The 19,355-nt window shown below is 67.7% G+C and carries 19 protein-coding genes; 9 read left to right on the forward strand and 10 right to left on the reverse strand.

Annotation, left to right across the window (positions count from 1 at the left end):
* Nucleotides 1-21 precede the first annotated feature (21 nt).
* From ACFWZ3_RS03675 to ACFWZ3_RS03685, 3 genes are all read left to right on the forward strand, one after another.
* Nucleotides 22-1,563 (forward strand): transglutaminase-like domain-containing protein, encoded by a 1,542-nt coding sequence (locus ACFWZ3_RS03675; RefSeq protein ID WP_439706432.1) that lies wholly within the window; start codon nt 22-24, stop codon nt 1,561-1,563.
* A gap of 61 nt (nt 1,564-1,624) precedes the next feature.
* Complete coding sequence (locus ACFWZ3_RS03680; protein WP_439706433.1) at nt 1,625-2,491, forward strand: SPFH domain-containing protein; 867 nt, start codon at nt 1,625-1,627, stop codon at nt 2,489-2,491.
* A 94-nt stretch (nt 2,492-2,585) separates the two neighbouring features.
* On the forward strand, nt 2,586-2,789 hold the full coding sequence (locus tag ACFWZ3_RS03685; RefSeq protein ID WP_439706434.1) for an Arc family DNA binding domain-containing protein: 204 nt from the start codon (nt 2,586-2,588) through the stop codon (nt 2,787-2,789).
* An 81-nt stretch (nt 2,790-2,870) separates the two neighbouring features.
* Here the strand turns inward: ACFWZ3_RS03685 and ACFWZ3_RS03690 are convergent, their stop codons facing one another.
* Both ACFWZ3_RS03690 and ACFWZ3_RS03695 read right to left on the reverse strand, forming a co-directional pair.
* The gene (locus tag ACFWZ3_RS03690; protein ID WP_439699674.1) at nt 2,871-3,251 is read right to left on the reverse strand and encodes a hypothetical protein; all 381 of its coding nucleotides are present in this window, start codon (nt 3,249-3,251) and stop codon (nt 2,871-2,873) included.
* A gap of 31 nt (nt 3,252-3,282) precedes the next feature.
* Nucleotides 3,283-3,678: a DUF423 domain-containing protein gene (locus ACFWZ3_RS03695; RefSeq protein ID WP_439706435.1), complete on the reverse strand. Its 396-nt coding sequence runs from the start codon at nt 3,676-3,678 to the stop codon at nt 3,283-3,285.
* A gap of 71 nt (nt 3,679-3,749) precedes the next feature.
* Between ACFWZ3_RS03695 and ACFWZ3_RS03700 the strand changes: the two genes are divergently transcribed.
* The gene (locus tag ACFWZ3_RS03700) at nt 3,750-4,352 is read left to right on the forward strand and encodes an SCO family protein (protein ID WP_439699672.1); all 603 of its coding nucleotides are present in this window, start codon (nt 3,750-3,752) and stop codon (nt 4,350-4,352) included.
* Nucleotides 4,349-4,789 (forward strand): copper chaperone PCu(A)C, encoded by a 441-nt coding sequence (locus ACFWZ3_RS03705; protein WP_439706436.1) that lies wholly within the window; start codon nt 4,349-4,351, stop codon nt 4,787-4,789. The genes ACFWZ3_RS03700 and ACFWZ3_RS03705 overlap by 4 nt, the downstream gene beginning before the upstream one ends.
* A gap of 83 nt (nt 4,790-4,872) precedes the next feature.
* Here ACFWZ3_RS03705 and ACFWZ3_RS03710 read toward each other — a convergent pair whose 3' ends face one another.
* The 8 genes from ACFWZ3_RS03710 to ACFWZ3_RS03745 all read right to left on the reverse strand — a co-directional run bounded on the left by ACFWZ3_RS03710 (nt 4,873) and on the right by ACFWZ3_RS03745 (nt 16,557).
* On the reverse strand, nt 4,873-5,724 hold the full coding sequence (locus ACFWZ3_RS03710; protein WP_439706437.1) for a cytochrome c oxidase assembly protein: 852 nt from the start codon (nt 5,722-5,724) through the stop codon (nt 4,873-4,875).
* 508 nt (nt 5,725-6,232) lie between these two features.
* On the reverse strand, nt 6,233-8,098 hold the full coding sequence (locus tag ACFWZ3_RS03715; protein WP_439706438.1) for a Gldg family protein: 1,866 nt from the start codon (nt 8,096-8,098) through the stop codon (nt 6,233-6,235).
* A gap of 1 nt (nt 8,099) precedes the next feature.
* Nucleotides 8,100-8,834: an ABC transporter permease subunit gene (locus ACFWZ3_RS03720; protein ID WP_439706439.1), complete on the reverse strand. Its 735-nt coding sequence runs from the start codon at nt 8,832-8,834 to the stop codon at nt 8,100-8,102.
* Nucleotides 8,834-9,760 carry an ATP-binding cassette domain-containing protein gene (locus ACFWZ3_RS03725; protein WP_439706440.1) on the reverse strand — a complete coding sequence of 309 codons (927 nt, stop codon included), beginning with the start codon at nt 9,758-9,760 and terminating at the stop codon, nt 8,834-8,836. Before ACFWZ3_RS03725 ends, ACFWZ3_RS03720 begins: the two co-directional genes overlap by 1 nt.
* A 216-nt stretch (nt 9,761-9,976) precedes the next feature.
* Nucleotides 9,977-12,439 carry a TonB-dependent receptor plug domain-containing protein gene (locus ACFWZ3_RS03730; RefSeq protein ID WP_439706441.1) on the reverse strand — a complete coding sequence of 821 codons (2,463 nt, stop codon included), beginning with the start codon at nt 12,437-12,439 and terminating at the stop codon, nt 9,977-9,979.
* A 308-nt stretch (nt 12,440-12,747) separates the two neighbouring features.
* On the reverse strand, nt 12,748-14,154 hold the full coding sequence (locus tag ACFWZ3_RS03735) for a polyketide cyclase (RefSeq protein WP_439706442.1): 1,407 nt from the start codon (nt 14,152-14,154) through the stop codon (nt 12,748-12,750).
* A 442-nt stretch (nt 14,155-14,596) separates the two neighbouring features.
* On the reverse strand, nt 14,597-15,238 hold the full coding sequence (locus ACFWZ3_RS03740) for a response regulator (RefSeq protein WP_091333901.1): 642 nt from the start codon (nt 15,236-15,238) through the stop codon (nt 14,597-14,599).
* A gap of 89 nt (nt 15,239-15,327) precedes the next feature.
* A complete protein-coding gene (locus tag ACFWZ3_RS03745; protein ID WP_209614425.1) occupies nt 15,328-16,557 on the reverse strand; it encodes a sensor histidine kinase in 1,230 nt (409 codons plus the stop codon).
* A gap of 195 nt (nt 16,558-16,752) precedes the next feature.
* On the opposite strand from ACFWZ3_RS03745, the gene ACFWZ3_RS03750 reads away from it, so the two are divergent.
* The 4 genes from ACFWZ3_RS03750 to minE are packed head-to-tail and all read left to right on the forward strand — an operon-like array spanning nt 16,753 to nt 19,289.
* The gene (locus ACFWZ3_RS03750) at nt 16,753-17,388 is read left to right on the forward strand and encodes a GNAT family N-acetyltransferase (protein WP_439706443.1); all 636 of its coding nucleotides are present in this window, start codon (nt 16,753-16,755) and stop codon (nt 17,386-17,388) included.
* An 8-nt stretch (nt 17,389-17,396) separates the two neighbouring features.
* The gene (gene minC / locus ACFWZ3_RS03755; protein ID WP_439706444.1) at nt 17,397-18,164 is read left to right on the forward strand and encodes a septum site-determining protein MinC; all 768 of its coding nucleotides are present in this window, start codon (nt 17,397-17,399) and stop codon (nt 18,162-18,164) included.
* A 38-nt stretch (nt 18,165-18,202) separates the two neighbouring features.
* Nucleotides 18,203-19,018 (forward strand): septum site-determining protein MinD, encoded by an 816-nt coding sequence (minD, locus tag ACFWZ3_RS03760; RefSeq protein ID WP_439706445.1) that lies wholly within the window; start codon nt 18,203-18,205, stop codon nt 19,016-19,018.
* A 1-nt stretch (nt 19,019) separates the two neighbouring features.
* A complete protein-coding gene (gene minE / locus ACFWZ3_RS03765) occupies nt 19,020-19,289 on the forward strand; it encodes a cell division topological specificity factor MinE (protein WP_209614422.1) in 270 nt (89 codons plus the stop codon).
* Nucleotides 19,290-19,355 lie beyond the last annotated feature (66 nt).

Here is a 19,355-nt window from a genome sequence, read left to right on the forward strand (position 1 = left end):
CATCCATCCCCGGGAATGACCATGCGACGCGTTCTGCTCAGCTTGGTGCCTGCGATCTGGCTGGGCATCTGTGGTGCCGCGCAAGCGGCCGTACCGGCGCAAACCGAATGGATGACCGTGCTGCTCGGCGGCCGCAAGGTCGGCCACGTCCAGATCGACCGCGTGCGCGACGGCGACATCCTCACCACCACGCAAACACTGTCGCTGGACCTGAGCCGCTCGGGCAAGCCCATGCATCTGGGCAACATGAGCCAGAGCGTCGAAGGCCCGGAGGGCGAACCCTTGGGCTTCGCCTCACGCACGCGGATGTCGTCGATGGACAGCACGGTCGAGGCCGTGCCCGAAGACACCGGACGCTACCGCGTCACCACGATGGTGGGCGGCCAGACCACCATCACCTCGATGGACTGGCCAGGCGATGCCCTGCTTGCCGAAGGCCAGCGCCTGGCCATCGTCGCCGCCGGGCGCGCGCCGGGTACCCACTACCAGCTGCACGAGTTCGACCCCTCCAGCCAGCAGGTCGTGCACGTACGGGTGGATGTGCTGGGCGAGGAGACCGTGGCCCTGCCCGACGGCCCAGTGCGCCTGAGTCACCAACGCCAGACGCTCTCACTGGCGCGTGGGCGCCAGACGCTCGATCTGTGGGTCGACGACGAGGGGATCGCCCGCAAGGGGTTGATGAGCCTGCTCGGCCAACCGATGGAAATGCTCGCCTGCGACCGCGCCTGCGCGCTGGCGCCCAACCAGCCGGTGGACATGCTGCGTGCGGCCACGATCGATTCGCCGCGCTGGCTTCCCGCTTACGTTCGCGCCGTGCCGATGCGCTACCGCATCCGTATCAGCGGCAACATCGGCCAGCCCTTCATCACCACCGACGAGCAACAGGTCACCGCGCTGGGCGGCACCGACTGGATGCTGGACGTGGGCACCTCCCACGCCGGCCGGCAGGCGCCGCCCCGGTCGACCGACACGCAACCCAACGCCTGGCTGCAGTCCGATGCGCCGGCGATCCGCCGCCTGGCCGCCCAGGCGGTGGGCGGTGCGCACGGCGACCTGCAGCGTATGCGCCGACTGCGCCAGTTCGTCAGCAACTACATCACCGGCCACGGACTGGACGTCGGCTACGCCTCGGCGCTGGAAGTGGTGAACAGCCGCGAGGGCGACTGCACCGAGTACGCGGTGCTGCTGGCGGCCATGGCGCGGGCGCAGGGCATACCGGCGCGGGTGGTCACCGGCATGGTGTACGCCGACCGTTTTGCCGGCGGCTCGCGGGTGTTCATCCCGCACGAATGGGTGCAGGCGTGGGTGGATGGCCGGTGGCAAAGCTTCGACGCCGCGCTCCAGCACTTCGACAGCACACACCTGGCGCTGGCCAGCGGCGACGGCGACCCCTGGCATTTCGCCGCTACTACCCAATTGTTCGGCAATCTGCACATCCGCCAGGCGGTGCCGGGGGCCGATCTCAGCCTGCCTGGTGGCGGCGGCTCATCGGGGCCGGCCGGCGGCCCGGGCGGCAGTGCCGGCGGCAACTCCGGCGGCAGCGGCGCGGGACCGGGCCACTGACAGCACTTGCATAGTGATATGTTTTTGATATCTACTTCTCGTATCCAAGGGAGGTAGCGTCATGAACGAACGCAAGGGTTTTTCGATCGCCGGCATTCCTTTCATCGGGGTTTGCCTGGTGCTGGCGGCCATCGGCGTCCTGTTGCTGGTGAGCGCCGATGGGGCGCAGCCGGCACCGCACGTGATTCCGGGCATGCTGCTCTTGGCTTTTACCGGATTCCTGCTCAAGGGGTTTTTCCAGGTTGCGCCCAACGAGGCGCAGGTAATGCAGCTGTTCGGCCGCTACGCCGGCAGCGTGCGCGAGGAAGGCCTGCGCTGGACCAACCCGTTCTATGCCAAGCACCGGCTCTCGCTGCGCGTGCGCAACTTCGAAAGCGGCAAGCTCAAGGTCAACGACAACGACGGCAACCCCATCGAGATCGCCGCGGTGGTGGTGTGGCAGGTGATCGACACCGCCGAGGCCGTGTTCCGCGTCGAGGACTACGAGAACTTCGTGCACATCCAGAGCGAGTCGGCGCTGCGCCAGATGGCGCAGAGCTATCCCTACGATGCGCACGACGACGGCCAGCCGTCGCTGCGCAGCCACGGCGAGGTGATCAACAACCACCTTCGCGACGAAATCCAGGCGCGACTGGAACAGGCCGGCGTGCAGGTGATCGAGGCGCGCATCAGCCACCTGGCCTACGCGCAGGAAATCGCCCAGGCGATGCTGCAGCGCCAGCAGGCCGGCGCGATCATCGCCGCCCGCACCCGTATCGTCGAAGGCGCGGTGAGCATGGTCGAGATGGCGCTGGACCAGTTGAGCCGTCGCGGCGTGGTCGAGCTGGACGAAGAGCGCAAGGCGGCCATGGTCAGCAACCTGCTGGTGGTGCTCTGCGGCGAGCGCGGCACCCAGGCGGTGGTCAACACCGGCACGCTGTACGGCTGAGGGAGAAGAACGATGAGCTACGCCATTCCCGTCATCGTCGTGATCCTGATCATCGCCGTGGCCGTCGCCGCGCGGCGCAAGCGCGACTGAGTCGATGCCGGCGGAGAAGAAAGCCTATCCGCTGCGGATCAGCGCAAGCGTGCTCGAAGCCATGCAGCGCTGGTCCGACGACGAGTTGCGCAGCGTCAATGCGCAGATCGAGTACGTGCTGCGCGATGCGCTGCGCAAGTCGGGCCGGTTGAAGGCCGGCACCAGCAAGCCGGTGACGGACGACGAATCGGACACGGATACCCGTTGAACGCGCATCCCCTGTAGGAGCGCACTTGGGCGCGACCGCGAACGTCACGGTCGCGCCCGAGGGCGCTCCTACAGGAAACTCTCAGCGCGCTGCCTGCACCAACGGCTGCGGTCGCAGTTCCGGTAGCCGCACCCGCTTTGCTCCGTCGCTGCCAAGCACCACCAGCCAATGCCCTTCGAGCACCATCCGGTCGACATCGGCAAGACCGGAACGCCGGTCTAGCACCCTCAGCGGACGTCCGTCGCGTGCGTCGTAGGCCTGGATACGGTCGTGCTGGCGATCGGCGACGAGCAGCCAGTCGTGGTTGCCATCGGTCCAGCGCACCAGTTGTTTGGGCGGCGCCTCGCTCGAAGGCGGCATCGCAACACCGGTGAGCGTCGCCGCTGCCAGGAACGTGGCAGCGAACCCTGCGCGACCATCGAGTCGACGCAGCGATTGCCTTAGGGAGAGAGGTTGGCGCATGCCCGCAGCTTCGCGCCGGGGCATGACGCGGTTATGACGCGGCCTTGTCCGTGCGATGAAAGGCCAGTCCCAGCGCGATCCACCCGGCGATGAAGACAAGCCCGCCCAGCGGCGTGATCGCGCCGTACCAGCGCGGCGCGCCCAACGCCAGCGCGTAAAGGCTGCCGCAGAACAGCACGATGCCGACGGCGAAGGCGGCCAGCGCACAGCGACGCGCCTTGCCCGCCGGCGCCAGGCAGGCAATCGCCAGCGCCAGTGCATGCCAGAAGTGGTACTGCGAGGCGGTATGCCAGAGCTCGCGTTCGCCGGCACCGAGCACGCCGCGCAGCGCGTGCGCGCCGAACGCGCCCAGCAGCACCGCGCTGGCGCCGGCCACGCCGACCAGCCAGGGCATCGCACGCGTCAAGGCGGGGACAGGTTGTCGCATGGGTTCCTCGTCGGCGGCGCCGGCAAGGCCGCGTGGCGTATGCTGGCAGGATGCATCGCCCGGATTCTTGCATGAAGCCCTTGCGCCTGGCCCGCCTCGTCCTGCTGCTGGGTGCCGCCCTGTTGCTGGCCGCCTGCCATCGCGAGGAGGCCCTGCCCTGGCGGCTGACCAACATCAGCGGGCACATGCCCGACCTCGCCTTCCAGCTCACCGACGACAACGGCAAGCCGGTCACGGGCGAGGATTACCGGGGCAAGGTCGTGCTGCTGTATTTCGGCTACACCCACTGCCCGGACGTCTGCCCGCTGACACTGGCGCACCTGCATGCGGTGCTGCAGCGGGTCGGCCCGAAGGCGGACGGCGCGCGCATCCTGTTCGTCAGCGTCGACCCGGCGCGCGATACGCCGGCAATCATGCACGCCTACGTCAATGCCTTCGACAAGCGCGCGGTCGGCCTGACCGGCACGCCACGGGCGTTGGAGGCACTGAGCAAGCGCTATCGCTCCGCATTCACCCGCGAGCCGTCCCAGGCGAACGGCCAGTACGAGGTCAGCCACAGCTCGGCGATCTACCTGTTCGACCGCCAAGGCCGGGCGCGCTTGCTCGCCACGCCGGCCGCCTCGCAGGACGACCTCGTCCACGACCTCTACCTGCTGCTGGAAACCGGAACATGACCCTGCGCTCTCTGCCGCTGCTGCTCGCCGGCCTGCTCGTCGCCAGCGCCGCCCACGCGAGCCAGGCCGACCACGTGCATGCCGGCGATGCCTGGATCCGCGTAATGCCCGCCAGCCTGCCGGCGGGCGGCTACGTGACACTGCGCAACGATGGCGACGAACCGGCCGTGCTCGATGGCGCCAGCAGCGCGGCCTACGGCAGCGCGATGCTGCACGAGAGCTCCACCGATACGGGCATGGGCCGGATGCGCATGGTCGATCGTCTCACCATCCCGGCGCATGGGAAGGTCGCGCTCGCGCCGGGCGGCTATCACTTCATGCTGATGGATGCGGCCAGGCCGGTGCAGCCGGGCCAGACCGTGCAGGTCACACTGCATTTCGCCGACGGCAGCACGCTGGCCACCGACTTCCTCGCCAAGCCGGCGAACGCGCTGTAGGTCACGCTCTTCGTAGGAGCCCGCTTGCGGGCAATGCTCTGATTCAAGACCTGTGGCGAAGAGCATCGCCCGCAAGCGGGCTCCTACAGGGACTGGCGCAGGGGCGCGCGGTGCTCGCGCCGGATGCGCCCACGCCGCGACAGCGCCAGCCACTGTCGCAGGGCCAGCAAGGCGCCCACCGATTCGATCATCGCCGCCGGCACCCAGGTGATCACGCCGCCGACCATCTGGCCGGTCAGCACGTTGAAGGTGAAGGCACGCCCGCAGATTTCGAAGATCGGGTACAGGTCGGTCTTGGAGAACGTGATGATCGCGCCCGCCAGGATCTGCGGCGACATCGTGATCGCCGGCGACAGAACGCGCAGTCCCGGGATCATCCGCCCCGGCGGACGCGGCCGGTGGTCCAGCACCAGCGCCCAGTAGATGAAGCCGCTGGCGAGCATCGTCCAGTTCATGAAGCGGTAGATGCGCCAGTCCAGCATCGCCAGCGTCTGCATCGACGGGATCAGCCAGACCAGGATGAAGGCGATGAACAGGAACGTCGCCAGCGCCGGGTTGAACAGCACCGCGCTCACCGCGCGCCATGGCGCCGACTGCTGCACCGGCCGCAGCACCCGCGCGCGCCACGCCAGAGGCAGGCCCGCGCGCAGTACCGATCCCGGGTAGGAAGCCACCACCAGCAAGGGCGCCAGATGATGCAGCAGCACCTGCTGGATGCGGTGCATGAAGAACTCGTGCTCCGCGTAGTAATCCAGGTAGGTGTGCAGCGACAGGTAGATGATCGCCATGCCGCTCCAGAACGACAGGCGGCGGCCCAGGCTCACGCCGAGCGCGCGCGCGCCACGCCAGTACAGCACCGCGGCCACGAGGAAACTCGCGAGGAATACCCACGAGAACTCCCACGGCACGATCCATTTGAGCAACAGCGCCATCACCGGCCCGCACAACCACCAGCCTGCAAGGATAGTCCCCGCGACGCAGTGCCGGGGCGCTTGCGGCAGATTGCCGCTTTGGCGGACGTCAGAGCCGCAGGTAGAAGCTCGAGGCGAACCCCGGCCCCTCACCCCAACCCTCTCCCCGGAGGGGAGAGGGAGCCGGTTCACCGCAAGTCCATGCTTTCGCTCCGGCCTTTCGCTCCGGCCTTTCGCTCTGGCCCTGGCTCTTCTGAAAAGTGCGCGCAGGAAGCGCGCTGCTCTTCCGGGTCCCTATGGCGCGGCGGGCGGGTAGCGGATCAGCCCGCAGGGTGGCCGACAGGACGCCGGCCAGCTTTTCGTCGAGGCTTCGAGCCCCGTCGAAAAACCCCGCCGCCCGCACGCGAACCCGAAGGGCGCGCCATCGGGGTGCCCTTCTCTTTGGGTACTTTTTCTTGGGCCAGCAAGAGAAAGTGACTCGGGCGCCGAAGGCGTCCGGAAGCTCTTGCTCTCGATCGAGAGCGACCGCGCCCTAACCCGGCCGCGAGCGACTCTGCCGAAGACGCCGCCAACCGTACAAAAGCCCGATCAGCGTCACCAGCGCCGGCACCAGCACGATGTTGATCACCTTCAACCGCAACCCCAACGCATCGATCTCCGCATTGAGCTGGTGCTGCACATCGCGCAGCTCCTTGTTGATCGCCAGCCGCCGCTGCTGGAACTGCTCGATCTCGCTCTTCTGCTGCGCGCTGGCCGCGCTGGAGCGCCCGTTCTTCTGCAGCTCGTCCAGCCGCTGCCGCGTCTCGGCCAGTTCCCGCTCCAGCTCCTGCTTCTTTACCAGGAACTTCTGGTCGGCCGCCGCCTGCAACGCCCGCACGCGGGTGAACGGGCGCTGCGAAGCCGAGCGTCCACGGATGGAAAGCAGCGCCGAGGAGCCGCTCAGGTTGTCGGCCAGGTTGGTGACGAAATCGCCGTTGTTGGCAAAGGCCGAGAGCATCGGCTGGCCCAGGAAGCTCTGCATCTCCACCCAGAGCCGGTCGCTGAGGATGTCGGTATCGGCCACCAGCACCACTTCCGAATCGGGCTTGGACTCGGCCAGGTAGCCCGGAGTGCCCGCACGCTGCGGGAAGGCACTGTGGAAGGTCCCGCGCAGGCGCGCTGCGATCACGTAGTGCTGGTTGTCCGGCTGGTAGCCCTGCAGCAGCAGGGTAGGATCGCTGGCGGCCTCCAGCACGCGCTGCGCAGGTACCTTCTCGGCCTCGGCGCTGCTCTGGATCAGGGGCAGCAGGCGCGTCTGCGCGGTCGGCGCGAGGTCGAAGCTGCCGGCGGTGGACACGTTGATGCGCTGCAGGCTGGCGGTCACCACGTCGTTGTGGTTGAGCTCCTGCGGTCCCAGGCCCAGCATCGCCGGGTGGTTGAGGTTGGTGCCGGCCAATTCGATCTGCAGCGCGCGCGAGCGGTCCAGCACCACCGAGTGCGCATCGAACGTCACGCCCCAGGCGGCGAACAGTCGCGGCAGGTCGGAGTTGTGGTCGTCGGTGACGCCATTGCTGTCCACGTAGGGCGTGGTGTCGAGCTCCGCGTCCGGGTCGACGAACACCACCAGGTGCCCGCCCCGCAGCACGTACTGGTCCAGCGCGTAGACAGCGGCATCCGGCAGCCGCTTGGGATGCACCAGCAGCAGCACCTGGATGTCATCGCCCACGCGGGTGAGCGTGTCGGCGTCCAGCGTCCTGACTTCAAACAGTTGCTCCAGCTGCTGCACGACCGCCCACGGCGGCTCGCCGATCGCCGCGTTGCCGGCCAGCTGCAGCGAACTGATCAGGCCGATGTGCGGCTTGCTGGGCTGGTCCAGCTCGTACAGCAATTTGGCGATGTCGTATTCGAGGAAGGTCTCGCGCGCCGGGTCGAAGAACGGGATCGACAGGCTGCGCTCCTCGCTCTCCCCTTCGCCGCCAGCCACCGTATTGCCCACCAGACCGAAGAACACCCGCTCGCCGTTGCTGCCGCCGTTGATCGGGGTCAGGCCGCCGCCTTCGGCGCTGGCCTCGTCGTCCGAATACGGCACCGGATCGATCACGGCCAGACGGATGCGGCCACGCGAGCGGGCGACCATCTCCTGCAGCATCTCGCGTACCCGTTGTTCGTAGCTGCGCAGCTGCGGCAGATCGCGAGTGGCGTGCTCCGAAAAATACAGGGTGAGCTTCAACGGCCGGCGCAGGCCGTCGATGATGTGCTGGGTCCCTGGCGTAAGCGTGTACAGGTGATCGGCGGTCAGGTCGACGCGTGCGGCCTGCAGGCCGCGGCTGCTGGCCAGGGTGATGCCGATGAAGGCGAGCGTCAGTGCGACCAGCGCGGTGACCAGCCAGGTGCGGCGACCGATGTGCAGGCGACGCATGTCAGCGGTTCCGCTTCAGGTCGAGCACCAGCACGCCGGCGGTGAGCCAGGCGAAGATGGTGAGCAGGAAGTACATCAGGTCGCGCACGTCGAGCACACCGCGCGCGATCGCCTCGAAGTGACGGAGGATCGACAGGTGCGCCACGCCATTGACCAGCTTGCGCGGCAGCGCGCCCTGGAAGAAGTCCAGTACCTGCGGCTGGCCGACCAGGATCAAGAGCACGCACACCAGCGCGGTGAGGATGAAGGCGACCACCTGGCTGCGGGTGAGCGTGGACAGACAGGCGCCGATCGCCAGGAACGCGCCGGCCATCAGCCAGCTGCCCAGGTAACCGGCGAAGATCACGCCGTTGTCCGGATCGCCCAGGTAGTTGACGGTGATCCAGATCGGGAACGTCAGCGCCAGCGCGAGCCCGAGGAACAGCCAGGCGGCGAGGAACTTGCCCAGCATCGACTGCACCAGCGTCACCGGCAGCGTCAGCAGCAGCTCCAGCGTGCCGGACTTGGACTCCTCCGCCCACATGCGCATCGACAGCGCCGGCGCCAGGATCAGGTACAGCCACGGGTGCATCACGAAGAACGGCTGCAGGTCAGCCAGCCCGCGCTCGTAGAAGTCGCCCGCGTAAAAGGTGAGCAGGCCGGCCAGCACCAGGAAGATCACCAGGAAGACGTAGGCCACCGGAGTGACGAAATAGCTGCGCAGCTCGCGGCGCATGATGGCGGCGACCGGGTGCATCAGGCGCCCTCCCCCATCGTGATCTGACGGAAGACTTCATCCAGCCGGCCGCGCTCGAGCTGGATTTCCGACACTTCCAGGCCCTGCTGGCGCAGCAGGTCCTCGACGGGCTCCAGGATGCGTGCGCCGGGCTTGGGGAACACGGTGATGCGCCCGTCCAGCGGGTCCACCTCGATCGCAGCCACCTGTGGCAGGCGACCGAGCATTTCCTGCGAGACGCCGCTGCCGGGTGCGCTGAAGGACACCGCGCCGTGATAGCGCGAGCGCGCCTCCAGCTCGGCCGGCGTGGCGTCGGCCAGCAGCTTGCCGCGGGCGATGATCACCACGCGGTTGCAGAGCGCATGGACCTCCTCCAGCAGATGCGTCGAAATGAGGATCGTGCGCTCGCGCGCCATCGAATCGATCAGCCGCCGCACGGCGTGCTTCTGGTTCGGGTCCAGGCCGTCGGTGGGTTCGTCCAGCATCAGCACCGGCGGGTCGTGCAGGATCGCCTGCGCCAGGCCGACGCGCCGGCGCAGGCCCTTGGACAGCGTGTCGATGCACTGGTCCAGGACGTCTTCCAGTTGTAGGTGCGTGACCACCTCGTCGAAGCGGCGGAAGCCCGCCTCCGCCGGCAATGCACGCACGCGCAGGATGAAGGTGAGGAACTCGCGCACGGTCATCTCGCCGTAGCTTGGCGCGCCCTCGGGCAGGTAGCCGAGCGCGCGCTTGGCCTTCAGCGGCTCGCGCTGCACGTCGTGTCCGCAGACCCGCGCGGTGCCGGAAGTCGGCGCCAGGAAGCCGGCGATCATGCGCATCGCGGTGGACTTGCCGGCGCCGTTGGGACCGAGCAGGCCCAGCACCTGGCCAGGCTCGGCGCGGATGGACAACGCGTCCACCGCGGTGAGGCGGCCATAGCAGCGGGTGAGTCGGTCGGCTTCGATCATGCGATGCGGGGCTTGGACTGGCCCGTCACTCTAGCGCACCGGTGCGGGGCTGCGGCAGGTCGCCCCCATCCGCCTTCGGCACCTTCCCCCGCGCGCGGGGGAAGGCTCATCTTCGTCCATCCCCGCGAATTTGGGGAAGCGCTCACTGGCTGGCATCGATCCTTCCCCCGCGAACGCGGGGGAAGGTGCCCGAAGGGCGGATGGGGGCGCTTCCGCCTAGAACCGAAAATCCAGCCGCGCGTAATAGAACCCGCCATTCATGCCGAACGGCATGGTTTCCCAGCCATAGGTGAAGCCCAGTTGCGGGAACGGCGCGCCGGTCTGCGGATCCCACTTGTCCGGGTAGGTGTCGAACACGTTGTCAGCGCCCACCGTGAACTTGGCCGCGTCGGAAAAGCGGTAGCCCAGCGCCACGTCGGCCAGCCACTTGCCGCCCCAGGTTTGCTTGATGCCGGGCGTGAAGCCCTGCCCGCTGACCGGACCGAAGTAGTTGCCACGCAACGTGAAGTCCCAGGCGCCGGTGCGGTACACGCCCTGCAGGATGTGGTGCACGCGCGGCTGGCCTTCCTCGACCAGGGTGACCTGGGTGTCGTCGAACAGCTTCTCCGGCGGCAGGATGGCCGACTGCGACTTGCGCCCGGTCACCTCGGTGCGGTTGTAGCTGAGCAGCGCGGTGAGGTCGAGGCTGCTGCCGCCGTCGAAGGCATAGCCCTTCTGCGCCACCACGTCGGCACCCTCGGTGCGGGTGTCGATGGCGTTGGTGAAGAACAGCACCTGGCCCACGCCCAGCGGATCGAGGATCGCCCTGATCGGGCAGTTGCCGTTGCCGGGCGCACACGCTTGGCCGTCCGTGCCGACGGACTCGGGCACGATGTTGCTGGAGAAGATGATGCGGTCGTCGATGTCGATGCGATAGACGTCGGCGGTCAGCGTGAAGTCGCCCATCGGCTTGTAGACGATGCCCAGCGTGCCGCTGCGCGAGGTCTCCTCCTTCAGCGGCTGGATGCCGAAGGCGCGGGTGACCGGGCTGTCCTGGCGCGCGGTCAGCGTGTCGACCAGCACGCCGCTCGGATCGAGATTCGTCGAGCGCTGGCTGTAGAACATCTGCTGCACGCCCGGCGCGCGGAAGCCGGTGGCGAGCGTGCCGCGCACGGCGAAGCTGTCGGTCGCGTCGAAGCGGACCGAGAACTTGCCGGTGGTGGTGCTGCCGAAGTCCGAATACTTCTCGTAGCGCGCCGCCGCGCCGAGCAGCAGGCGCTCGGTGAGCTGCGATTCGGCATCGAGGTAGAACGCCCAGTTGTGGCGGCCATCGTTCACCGCCTCGGTGGGCGAGAAGCCGGGAAAGCCCTGCATGCCGGGCTGCGCGATGTCGCCGGTCTGGCCGAAGATCGGGATGGAGCGGTCGTTGGTACGCCCGTAGGTGTAGGTGACCGGGTCGCCGGGGGTGATCGCGTACTCGTCCTTGCGCCACTCCAAGCCGGTGGCGAGGTCCAGCGCATTGGCGCCCACGCCCCAGTCGACCGGGCCGCGGAAGTCCAGGTTGAAGGTGGTTTCGGTGAGCTTGAGCTTGCCAGTATCGGCCTCGGTCGGCGATTGCGCGTAGATGCCGCCGCCCGGTGCCGGTTCGTACCACCAGCTCACGTTGACCGAATCGGCCTCGTGGAAGCCGAAGTTATTGCGCCCGCGGTTGACCGACACGTCCATGTCCCAGTCGCCGAGCGGGTGGCGGAAGCCGACGGCGAGGGAGGCGTCCTTCACCGTGGTGACGATGTTGGGCAGGAAACCGTCCGGATAGAGCGCCGGTACCGTGCGGTTGTCGCCCGCCGGCCGGAAGAAGCCGTAGGAGCTGCCGTCGCGCTTGGACACGCCACCGAACCAGTACAACTCGCCGCCGGCGACGGGCAGGCCGCCGTTGAGCCAGAAGTAGGCGTCCTTGGCGTCGGCATCGCCCAGGCGTTGGGTCACACGCGGTGGATCCACGCGCAACGTGTCCACGCCTGCGCGGTTGGTCGCGTCGCGCTTGCGGTATTCCAGGGTGAGGTCGAGGTAGCCGTCGCGGCCGAGTTTGAGGCCGGTGTTGACGCTGCCCTGGCGCATCAGGCCGTCGCCCTGGTAGGTCTGCCCGCCTTCGAGCGAGACGCTGGTGTGGCCGGTCTGCTTCTTCAGGACGATGTTGATCACGCCGGAGATCGCGTCGGAGCCGTACTGCGCCGCCGCGCCGTCGCGCAGCACTTCGATGCGCTCGATCGCCGAGATCGGGATGGCATTGATGTCGGTGCCGGCCGAGCCACGGCCGACCGTCTGCTGCACGTTGACCAGCGCCTGCTGGTGACGGCGCTTGCCGTTGACCAGGACGAGCACCTGGTCGGGACCCAGGCCGCGCAACGTGGCAGGACGGAGGATGTCGGTGCCGTCGCTGACGAAGGTGCGGGAGAAGTTGAAGCTCGGCTCGAGCATCTGCAATGCCTGCCCCACTTCAACCACGCCGGCGTTCTGCAGTTGCTCGGCGCTGATGACATCGACCGGTGCCACCGCCTCGGCGGCCGTGCGGTCCTTGGCACGCGAACCGATGACCTGAATGCTGTCCAGTTCGGTGACTTTGGCGTTGTCTTTGGTTGCGTCCTGCGGCACCGACTGGCCCAGCGCGGGCAGGCACAGGCCCAGTGCGAGAACGGCCACGCCCGTGCGCGGTACAACGGACCCTGCGCGCCCCTTGCGGGCCGCGTGATGGTGATGCGACATGCGTTCACTCCCTCCCGAATGGCCGCCTCCAGGCGGCCCTGCATCCCCTGCGTCGCGCAGGCTGCCATGCGGGATGTGGGAGCGCTGTGTCCTTCCGCGCGGTTCGGAAAGTTGACGACCATCGTCAAACAGGCGCCTTCGGTGGCAGGGCGCAGTCGGATGGGCGGCGACTATTGCCGTGGACCAAAAAAAATCCTGCCCGCGCGAGGCGGGCAGAATGTTCGATGGAGCAAAGCGCCTGGTGCTTACTCGGCGCTGGCAGCCTCGGCCGGAGCAGCGGTCGAGCTTGCAGCGGGGGCAGAGCTGGCGGCGGCAGGCGCCGAAGCGCTGGCGGCCGGCGCCGGCTCCAGAGTCGGCTGCGGGATGCCGGCGGCCTGCTCCGGCGTCTGCTCAGGCACGTTGTCGCCCAGCAGCGGCAGGTAGACCTCGTACTTGGCGTACGTGGTGATGTTGCCGTCCTTGTCCTTCACCTCCGGCTGCACTTCGATGTCGTACAGGCGGTTGGTCACTTCGTCGAACTTGTAACCGTGGGTCTGCGCGTAGGCCTTGAGCATCTCGCGGGTCTGCGGCACGCCGGCAGCGGTGCCGTTCCACACGCCCATCAGGGTGGGGTTGCCGTAGGCCAGGGTGGCGCGCACGTTGTTGTCGACGATCAGGCGGCCGAAGCGGTCATGGTCGCCCGGCTGCGGGCCCACCGGCTTGGCAGCGGCGGTGCTGCTGGCGCTGGCCGGCGCGCTGGAAGCCTCGGCCGGCTCATCTTCCTCGCCCAGCTTCGGCGGCTGCGGCGGGGTCAGCTCCTGGCTCTGGCCGGCCAGGGTCAGGCTGGTGGCGTCGATCGGCATGCCGACGTCGAAGGTGTAGTTCTGGTCGCCGAAGTTGGTGGTGAAGATGACGCGCGGGCCGACCACGTTCACGCCCAGCTTCTTGGCGGCGTCCTGAATCTGCTTGACGGCAGTCGCGGTGGCGTCGTCCAGGGCGGCCAGGCCGCCGCTGCGCGGAATCGAGCTGGAAACCAGCAGCATCGGGGTCGGCTGGGTCGGACGGATGTACGGGACCAGGTTGCCGTAGTCGATGTTCGGCACGGCCGCCAGCACGTTCTGCAGGTTGCCCAGGCTGGTCTGGATCAGCGAATCCGGATCGCCGTGGATGTACAGGTTCGAATAGCGGTTGACCAGGTTGAAGCCGTAGGCCACGTCGTAGGACCAGGTCACCTTGGTCAGCTGGTGGCGGCTGCCCTGGCGCTCCAGGTCCAGCGTGAAATGCTTGTCCTGCCCGCGCCAGTCGTTGTCCAGGTTCCAGACAATCTTGGCGTCGTTGACGGTGTTGTCGACCTTATAGAAGTCCGGATCGGCGCTGGCGATGGTGAGCTTGCCGTCACCAATACGGCCTTCCTCGCTGGTCCAGCTGATTTCCGCGCCCGGACCGTAGGACTTGCCGGAAAGCTTGAACTGGATCTTCGGGTCCTCCTGGCGCAGCGAGGCGTAGTCCTCGAAGCGACGGAAGTTGTTGAGGACGTCGTAGACCTGCCGCATGTCCTTGCCGATGACCAGCGATCGCTCCACATGGCCGCTGCCGGGCATGATCACGCCTACCACGACACCGACCACGGCGACGATGATCAGGGCCACAATGAATTCAAGAACACGCATCATTACCTGGGTTCTCCGAGCGTTTTCCGCGCAGCACTAAAGGTTCCCGTCGGATTCCGCGCCACAGGGTGAACCCCGGAGGAAGGCACGGCGAGGGTCGGCGAAATACCGAAGCTTGGGATGGTACTTGCTCGCGGGCTGGAACGCCATCAGGCGGACCAGGGCCTGTCTGGGTGCCGTGAAAACCCTGTCGGGGCGGGCTTCTGGCGGCCTGCGCGCCTCCACCGAAAGGACGCCCATGGGGCGCGTGAAGCTTCGGCTCAGGGCGAACGGGGTTTCGTGGCGAGTGCCCGAAGCTTTGTCGCAAGGGCACGTTTCATGCAGACCGCCCAGGACCCTGGCGACGGCAGCCTGGGCTGTCGCCTGAGTAGCGGATTTCGATGCCATGGCTGCGCCGTTCGCGCCCAACCCAGGCTGCAGGCCCGAAATCGAAGCGTCCCAGCGGTCAGACGATCCCCAGCTCCAGCGCTTTCAATACCGCGCGGGTCCGGTCCCGAACGCCGAGCTTGGAGAGGATGTTGGACACGTGGTTCTTCACCGTCCCCTCGGCCACCTTCAGCGAGTTGGCGATTTCCTTGTTGGAGTAGCCGCCCGACAGCAGGCGCAGGATCTCCGTCTCGCGCTCGGTGAGCGGATCGGGCTGTTCGAGGCTGGTGAACTGGTTCTGCATGCGCCCGACCCCGGCGAGCAGGCGCTGGGTGACCATCGGCGCCACCAGCGAGCCGCCGGCGGCGACCGTGCGCACGGCTTCGACCAGTTGCTCCAGCGAAACGTCCTTGAGCAGATAACCGCGCGCGCCGGCCTTCAGGCCCTGCAGCACCAGTTGGTCGTCGTCGAACGTGGTCAGGATGATGGTCGGCGGCAGTTCGCCGCGTGCGGACAACGCCTGCAGTACCTCCAGCCCGCTCATGTTGGGCATGCGCAGGTCCAGCAGCACCACGTCGGGCTTGATGCGCGGAATGTCGGCCACGGCCTGCGCACCATCGGCGCATTCGGCGACCACGCGGATGTCTTCGGCCAGGTCCAGCAGCGAGCGGACGCCCTGGCGCACCAGGTTCTGGTCATCGACGAGACAGACGGAAATCATCGCGGTTCCTCAAGATTGCGGTGATGGCTGCGGAGTACGCGGCACCGGGCGCTGCCCACCATTCTGGCATGGGACGCAGCGAGCTGGCGTCACGACATGCTCAGCGCCGGCGGCTCCAGCCGGGAAGGCGAATGGGCCAGTTCCAACGCCTCGCCCAGCGGAAGGCGGACAGTCAGCGCGAATCCCTCGCTGACGGCGGTATCGACCGCCACGCTTCCACCGAATTCGGCCAGCCGCTCACGCATGCCGGACAGGCCGTTGCCGGGTTTGAAGTGCGCCGCGCCGCGACCGTCGTCGCGCGCGTGCAGGCCGATCTGGTTGGCGTCGGCGTAGGCGAAGGTCAGCCACAGTTGGCGCGCACCGGCGTGTTTGGCGCAGTTGGTGATGATCTCCTGCGCGCAACGCAGCAGCACCTGCGCGCGGCGCGGATCTTCGACGGCGAAGCGCGGCGGCATGTCCACGCGCACGGTCAGCCCCGGCACACCCTCGGTCAGGCTGCGCAGCGCCTGGGTCAGGTCGATCGCGTCATCCTGGCGCAGCTCGCTGACCGCCTCGCGCACGTCCGAAAGCAGGTGCCGCGCGGTGGCCTGCGCCTTGCGCACGTGCTCGCCTGCGCTGTCGTTGGCCAGGTGGCTGGCTACTTCGAGATTGAGGCTGAGCGCGGTCAGGTGGTGGCCGATCAGGTCGTGCAGCTCGCGGGCGATGCGCATGCGCTCGGCGATGCGGGTCGATTCGGCGAGCAACGCGCGGGTGGCGCGCAGTTCGGAGTTGAGGCGCCGCTGGGCCTCGCGCGCCTCGGTCTGCTGGCTGGCGACCATCGAGGTGAAGAACGCCAGCGCCGAGATGCCCAGGTACATGCACACCTGGAGAAACGCGGTCACGATCGTCCAGCCCATGTAACTGGCGATGATCGGAATCAGCATCAGGTTCTGCGCCAGCATCCAGACCAGCCCGGCCACGACTGGCAGCTGCCAGGGCAGGACGACGGCGATCACCAGCATCAGCATGGCCGACAGGCCGCTCTGGCTGAACCAGCCCATCGCCACCGCCGAGCCGGTCAGCACGACCAGCCCCAGCAGCTTGAGCACCTGCGCGCGGCCGCTCTGGCGGCTCATGCCCGAACGGCCGGTCAGCAGCAGATAGGTCAGGCCGAACACCAGATAGGAAAGAATCCAGCCGGAGATGTTCGGATTGCTCCACCACGCATTCACTTGCGCCAGGCTCCAGCTGCCCGGCAGCAGCGGCAACGCCACGCAGAGGTAAGTGAACAGTCCGGTCAGCCGCAGCAGCCGGATATGGTTGAAGTTGGTCCAGGACATACCCGGCATCATAGGCCCACGCCGGCCCCGCGCAATGCGCGGAAAGTCACCCTGCCATCGGTCACGCAGGCTCGCGTTTTACAAAGGTTTTACAGCCGCACGCAGGGTGTGCGTGTCGCCCCCGCATGCCATAATGCGCCCTTGCGGGACGCCTGCGGCGACCCACCGATTGACTGCTTATCTGCGGAGCAACGAATGGCCTTAGCCATCCGCGACGTGCGCGAGCACGACCTGGATGCCGTGCTGGCGCTCAACAACGCCGCCGGCCGCTCCATCCTCGCCCTGGACGCCGCGCAGCTGCGCTACTTCTACGAGCGTGCCGAATACTTCCGTGTCGCCGAGATCGACGGCCAGCTGGCCGGTTTCCTGATGGCCCTGCGCGACGGCGGCAACTACGACAGCCCGAACTACCGCTGGTTCTCCGACCATTACGAGTCGTTCGTCTACATCGACCGCATCGTGATCGGCAACGCGTTCCGCCGGCACGGCCTGGGCCGCATTCTGTACTGCGACGTCACCAGCTACGCCGAGGTGCGCGTGCCGCTGCTCACCTGCGAGGTGTTCCTGGAACCGCGCGACGACGTGGTCGTGCTGTTCCACGGCACCTACGGCTTCCAGGAGGTCGGCCAGCAGCGCATGGGCGATTCCGGCCCGCAGGTGAGCCTGCTGGCCAAGGACCTGCCCAGCTACGCCTACGTGCGCGAGACCTGGCTCGAAAACGGCGGACTGCCGGACGAGCCGTGGCTGGCCGAGCGCCAGTTGCCTATGCCCGCCACCTCCCTCTCCCCCACTTCCCAGCCGCGCCGTCTCGCCGGAGAGCGGCACCCGTGACAGTAAAAATGGATACCACTGAAGCTTGCGACCTGCGATTCGGCCAGGTCGGCATCGCCTGTGTGCGCGTGCGCCGCGTCGATGCCGCCGCCCTCTGCGACGAGCTTGAACGCCGCGTGCGCTCGGCACCGCAGCTGTTCTCCCGCGCCGCCGTGGTGCTGGACCTTTCGCACCTGATGGACCTGCCCGACGACGGCACGGTGGATGCCCTGCTCGAGGCCGTGCGCAGCGCCGGCATGCTGCCGGTCGGCCTGGCCTACGGCACCAGCGCCACCGAGGCGCTGGCCCAGCGCATGGGCCTGCCGCTGATCGCCAAGTTCCGCGCCGCCTACGAGCCGGCCGACGGCGGCAGCATCGCGCCGCCCGCCCCGACGCCGGCCGCCGCACCCGCGCCCCGGGCCGAACCGGTGCGCGAACCGATCCACGCCGCGCCGCCGGCCGGGTCCTCGCTGGGCGCGCAGCACCACGACGGCACCGTGCGCTCGGGCCAGCAGGTCTACGCGCGCGACCGCGACCTGGTGCTCACCGGCGCGATCGCCAACGGCGCCGAGGTGATCGCCGACGGCTCCATCCACGTCTACGGCGGCCTGCGCGGCCGCGCCATGGCCGGTGCGCAGGGCGACGAGAAGGCGCGCATCTTCGTGTCGGATTTCCGTGCCGAACTGGTGGCCATCGCCGGCCACTACCGCGTGTTTGAACAGATCCCCAAGGACCTCGAAGGCCAGGCTGTGCAATGCTGGCTCGATGGTGAAAAATTGATGATCGCCCGGCTGTGACCGGCGATTCCCACCCAAGCATTTCCGGAGAAGAGCCCTTGAGCGCTGAGATTATCGTCGTCACGTCTGGCAAAGGCGGCGTCGGCAAGACCACCACGAGCGCCTCGCTGGCCACCGGGCTGGCGATGGCCGGCAAGAAAGTTGCGGTGATCGACTTCGATGTCGGCCTGCGCAACCTGGACCTCATCATGGGCTGCGAGCGGCGCGTGGTGTACGACTTCGTCAACGTCGTCCACGGCGAGGCCACCATCAAGCAGGCGCTGATCAAGGACAAGCGCCACGAGAACCTCTACGTGCTGGCCGCCAGCCAGACCCGCGACAAGGACGCGCTGACCCAGGAAGGCGTCGAGAAGGTGCTCGACGATCTTTCCAACGACGGCTTCGACTACATCGTCTGCGACTCGCCCGCCGGTATCGAGAAGGGCGCGCACCTGGCGATGTACTTCGCCGACCACGCGGTGGTGGTGGTCAACCCGGAAGTGTCGTCGGTGCGAGATTCGGACCGCATCCTGGGCCTGCTCGCCAGCAAGACCCGCCGCGCCGAGCGCGGCGAGTCCGGCATCACCCAGCACCTGCTGCTGACCCGCTACAACCCGGCGCGCGTGGCCATGGGCGAGATGCTGAGCGTCAAGGATGTCGAGGAAATCCTCGGCATCACCGTGGTCGGCGTGATCCCCGAATCGGAGAACGTGCTGGCCGCCTCCAACGCCGGCGTGCCGGTGATCCTGGACGAGAACTCCCACGCCGGGCAGGCCTACCGCGACACGGTCGCGCGCATCCTCGGCGAGGCTCGCCCGCTGCGTTTCACCGAAGTGGCCAAGAAGGGCTTTCTCCAGCGCGTGTTCGGAGGCTGATGTGGGCATTCTCGATTTCCTGAAGCGCAAGCCGGAACCCACCGCGACGGTCGCCAAGGAACGCCTGCGCATCATCGTGGCGCAGGAACGCTCGACGCGCGGGGCGCCGGACTATCTCCCGCTGATGCGCAACGAGCTGCTCGAGGTGATCAAGAAGTACGTCAATGTCGACCTCGACGCGATCAACATCAACGTCGAGCGCGACAGCGGGCACGAGGTGCTTGAACTCTCCGTCGCGCTGCCGGACGGCAAGGCCGCCAGCACGCCCTGATCGCGGGGTGGGCTTCGGCCCACCTTGCGGCACCACAGCGGTGGGCTGAAGCCCACCCTACGCCCC

The organism is Frateuria sp. GZRR35 (assembly GCF_051900415.1).
Lineage (GTDB): Bacteria > Pseudomonadota > Gammaproteobacteria > Xanthomonadales > Rhodanobacteraceae > Frateuria_A.

Excerpts from the sequence above, each read along its gene's own strand:
- ACFWZ3_RS03700 (WP_439699672.1), top strand. The coding sequence starts at position 3,750 with ATGAAGCCCTTGCGCCTGGCCCGCCTCGTCCTGCTGCTGGGTGCCGCC.
- ACFWZ3_RS03685 (WP_439706434.1), top strand. The coding sequence starts at position 2,586 with ATGCCGGCGGAGAAGAAAGCCTATCCGCTGCGGATCAGCGCAAGCGTG.
- ACFWZ3_RS03675 (WP_439706432.1), top strand. The coding sequence starts at position 22 with ATGCGACGCGTTCTGCTCAGCTTGGTGCCTGCGATCTGGCTGGGCATC.
- minC (WP_439706444.1), top strand. The coding sequence starts at position 17,397 with ATGGATACCACTGAAGCTTGCGACCTGCGATTCGGCCAGGTCGGCATC.
- ACFWZ3_RS03720 (WP_439706439.1), bottom strand. The coding sequence starts at position 8,834 with ATGCACCCGGTCGCCGCCATCATGCGCCGCGAGCTGCGCAGCTATTTC.
- ACFWZ3_RS03740 (WP_091333901.1), bottom strand. The coding sequence starts at position 15,238 with ATGATTTCCGTCTGTCTCGTCGATGACCAGAACCTGGTGCGCCAGGGC.
- ACFWZ3_RS03715 (WP_439706438.1), bottom strand. The coding sequence starts at position 8,098 with ATGCGTCGCCTGCACATCGGTCGCCGCACCTGGCTGGTCACCGCGCTG.
- ACFWZ3_RS03690 (WP_439699674.1), bottom strand. The coding sequence starts at position 3,251 with ATGCGCCAACCTCTCTCCCTAAGGCAATCGCTGCGTCGACTCGATGGT.
- ACFWZ3_RS03705 (WP_439706436.1), top strand. The coding sequence starts at position 4,349 with ATGACCCTGCGCTCTCTGCCGCTGCTGCTCGCCGGCCTGCTCGTCGCC.
- ACFWZ3_RS03750 (WP_439706443.1), top strand. The coding sequence starts at position 16,753 with ATGGCCTTAGCCATCCGCGACGTGCGCGAGCACGACCTGGATGCCGTG.
- ACFWZ3_RS03695 (WP_439706435.1), bottom strand. The coding sequence starts at position 3,678 with ATGCGACAACCTGTCCCCGCCTTGACGCGTGCGATGCCCTGGCTGGTC.
- ACFWZ3_RS03735 (WP_439706442.1), bottom strand. The coding sequence starts at position 14,154 with ATGATGCGTGTTCTTGAATTCATTGTGGCCCTGATCATCGTCGCCGTG.
- ACFWZ3_RS03745 (WP_209614425.1), bottom strand. The coding sequence starts at position 16,557 with ATGTCCTGGACCAACTTCAACCATATCCGGCTGCTGCGGCTGACCGGA.
- ACFWZ3_RS03680 (WP_439706433.1), top strand. The coding sequence starts at position 1,625 with ATGAACGAACGCAAGGGTTTTTCGATCGCCGGCATTCCTTTCATCGGG.
- ACFWZ3_RS03725 (WP_439706440.1), bottom strand. The coding sequence starts at position 9,760 with ATGATCGAAGCCGACCGACTCACCCGCTGCTATGGCCGCCTCACCGCG.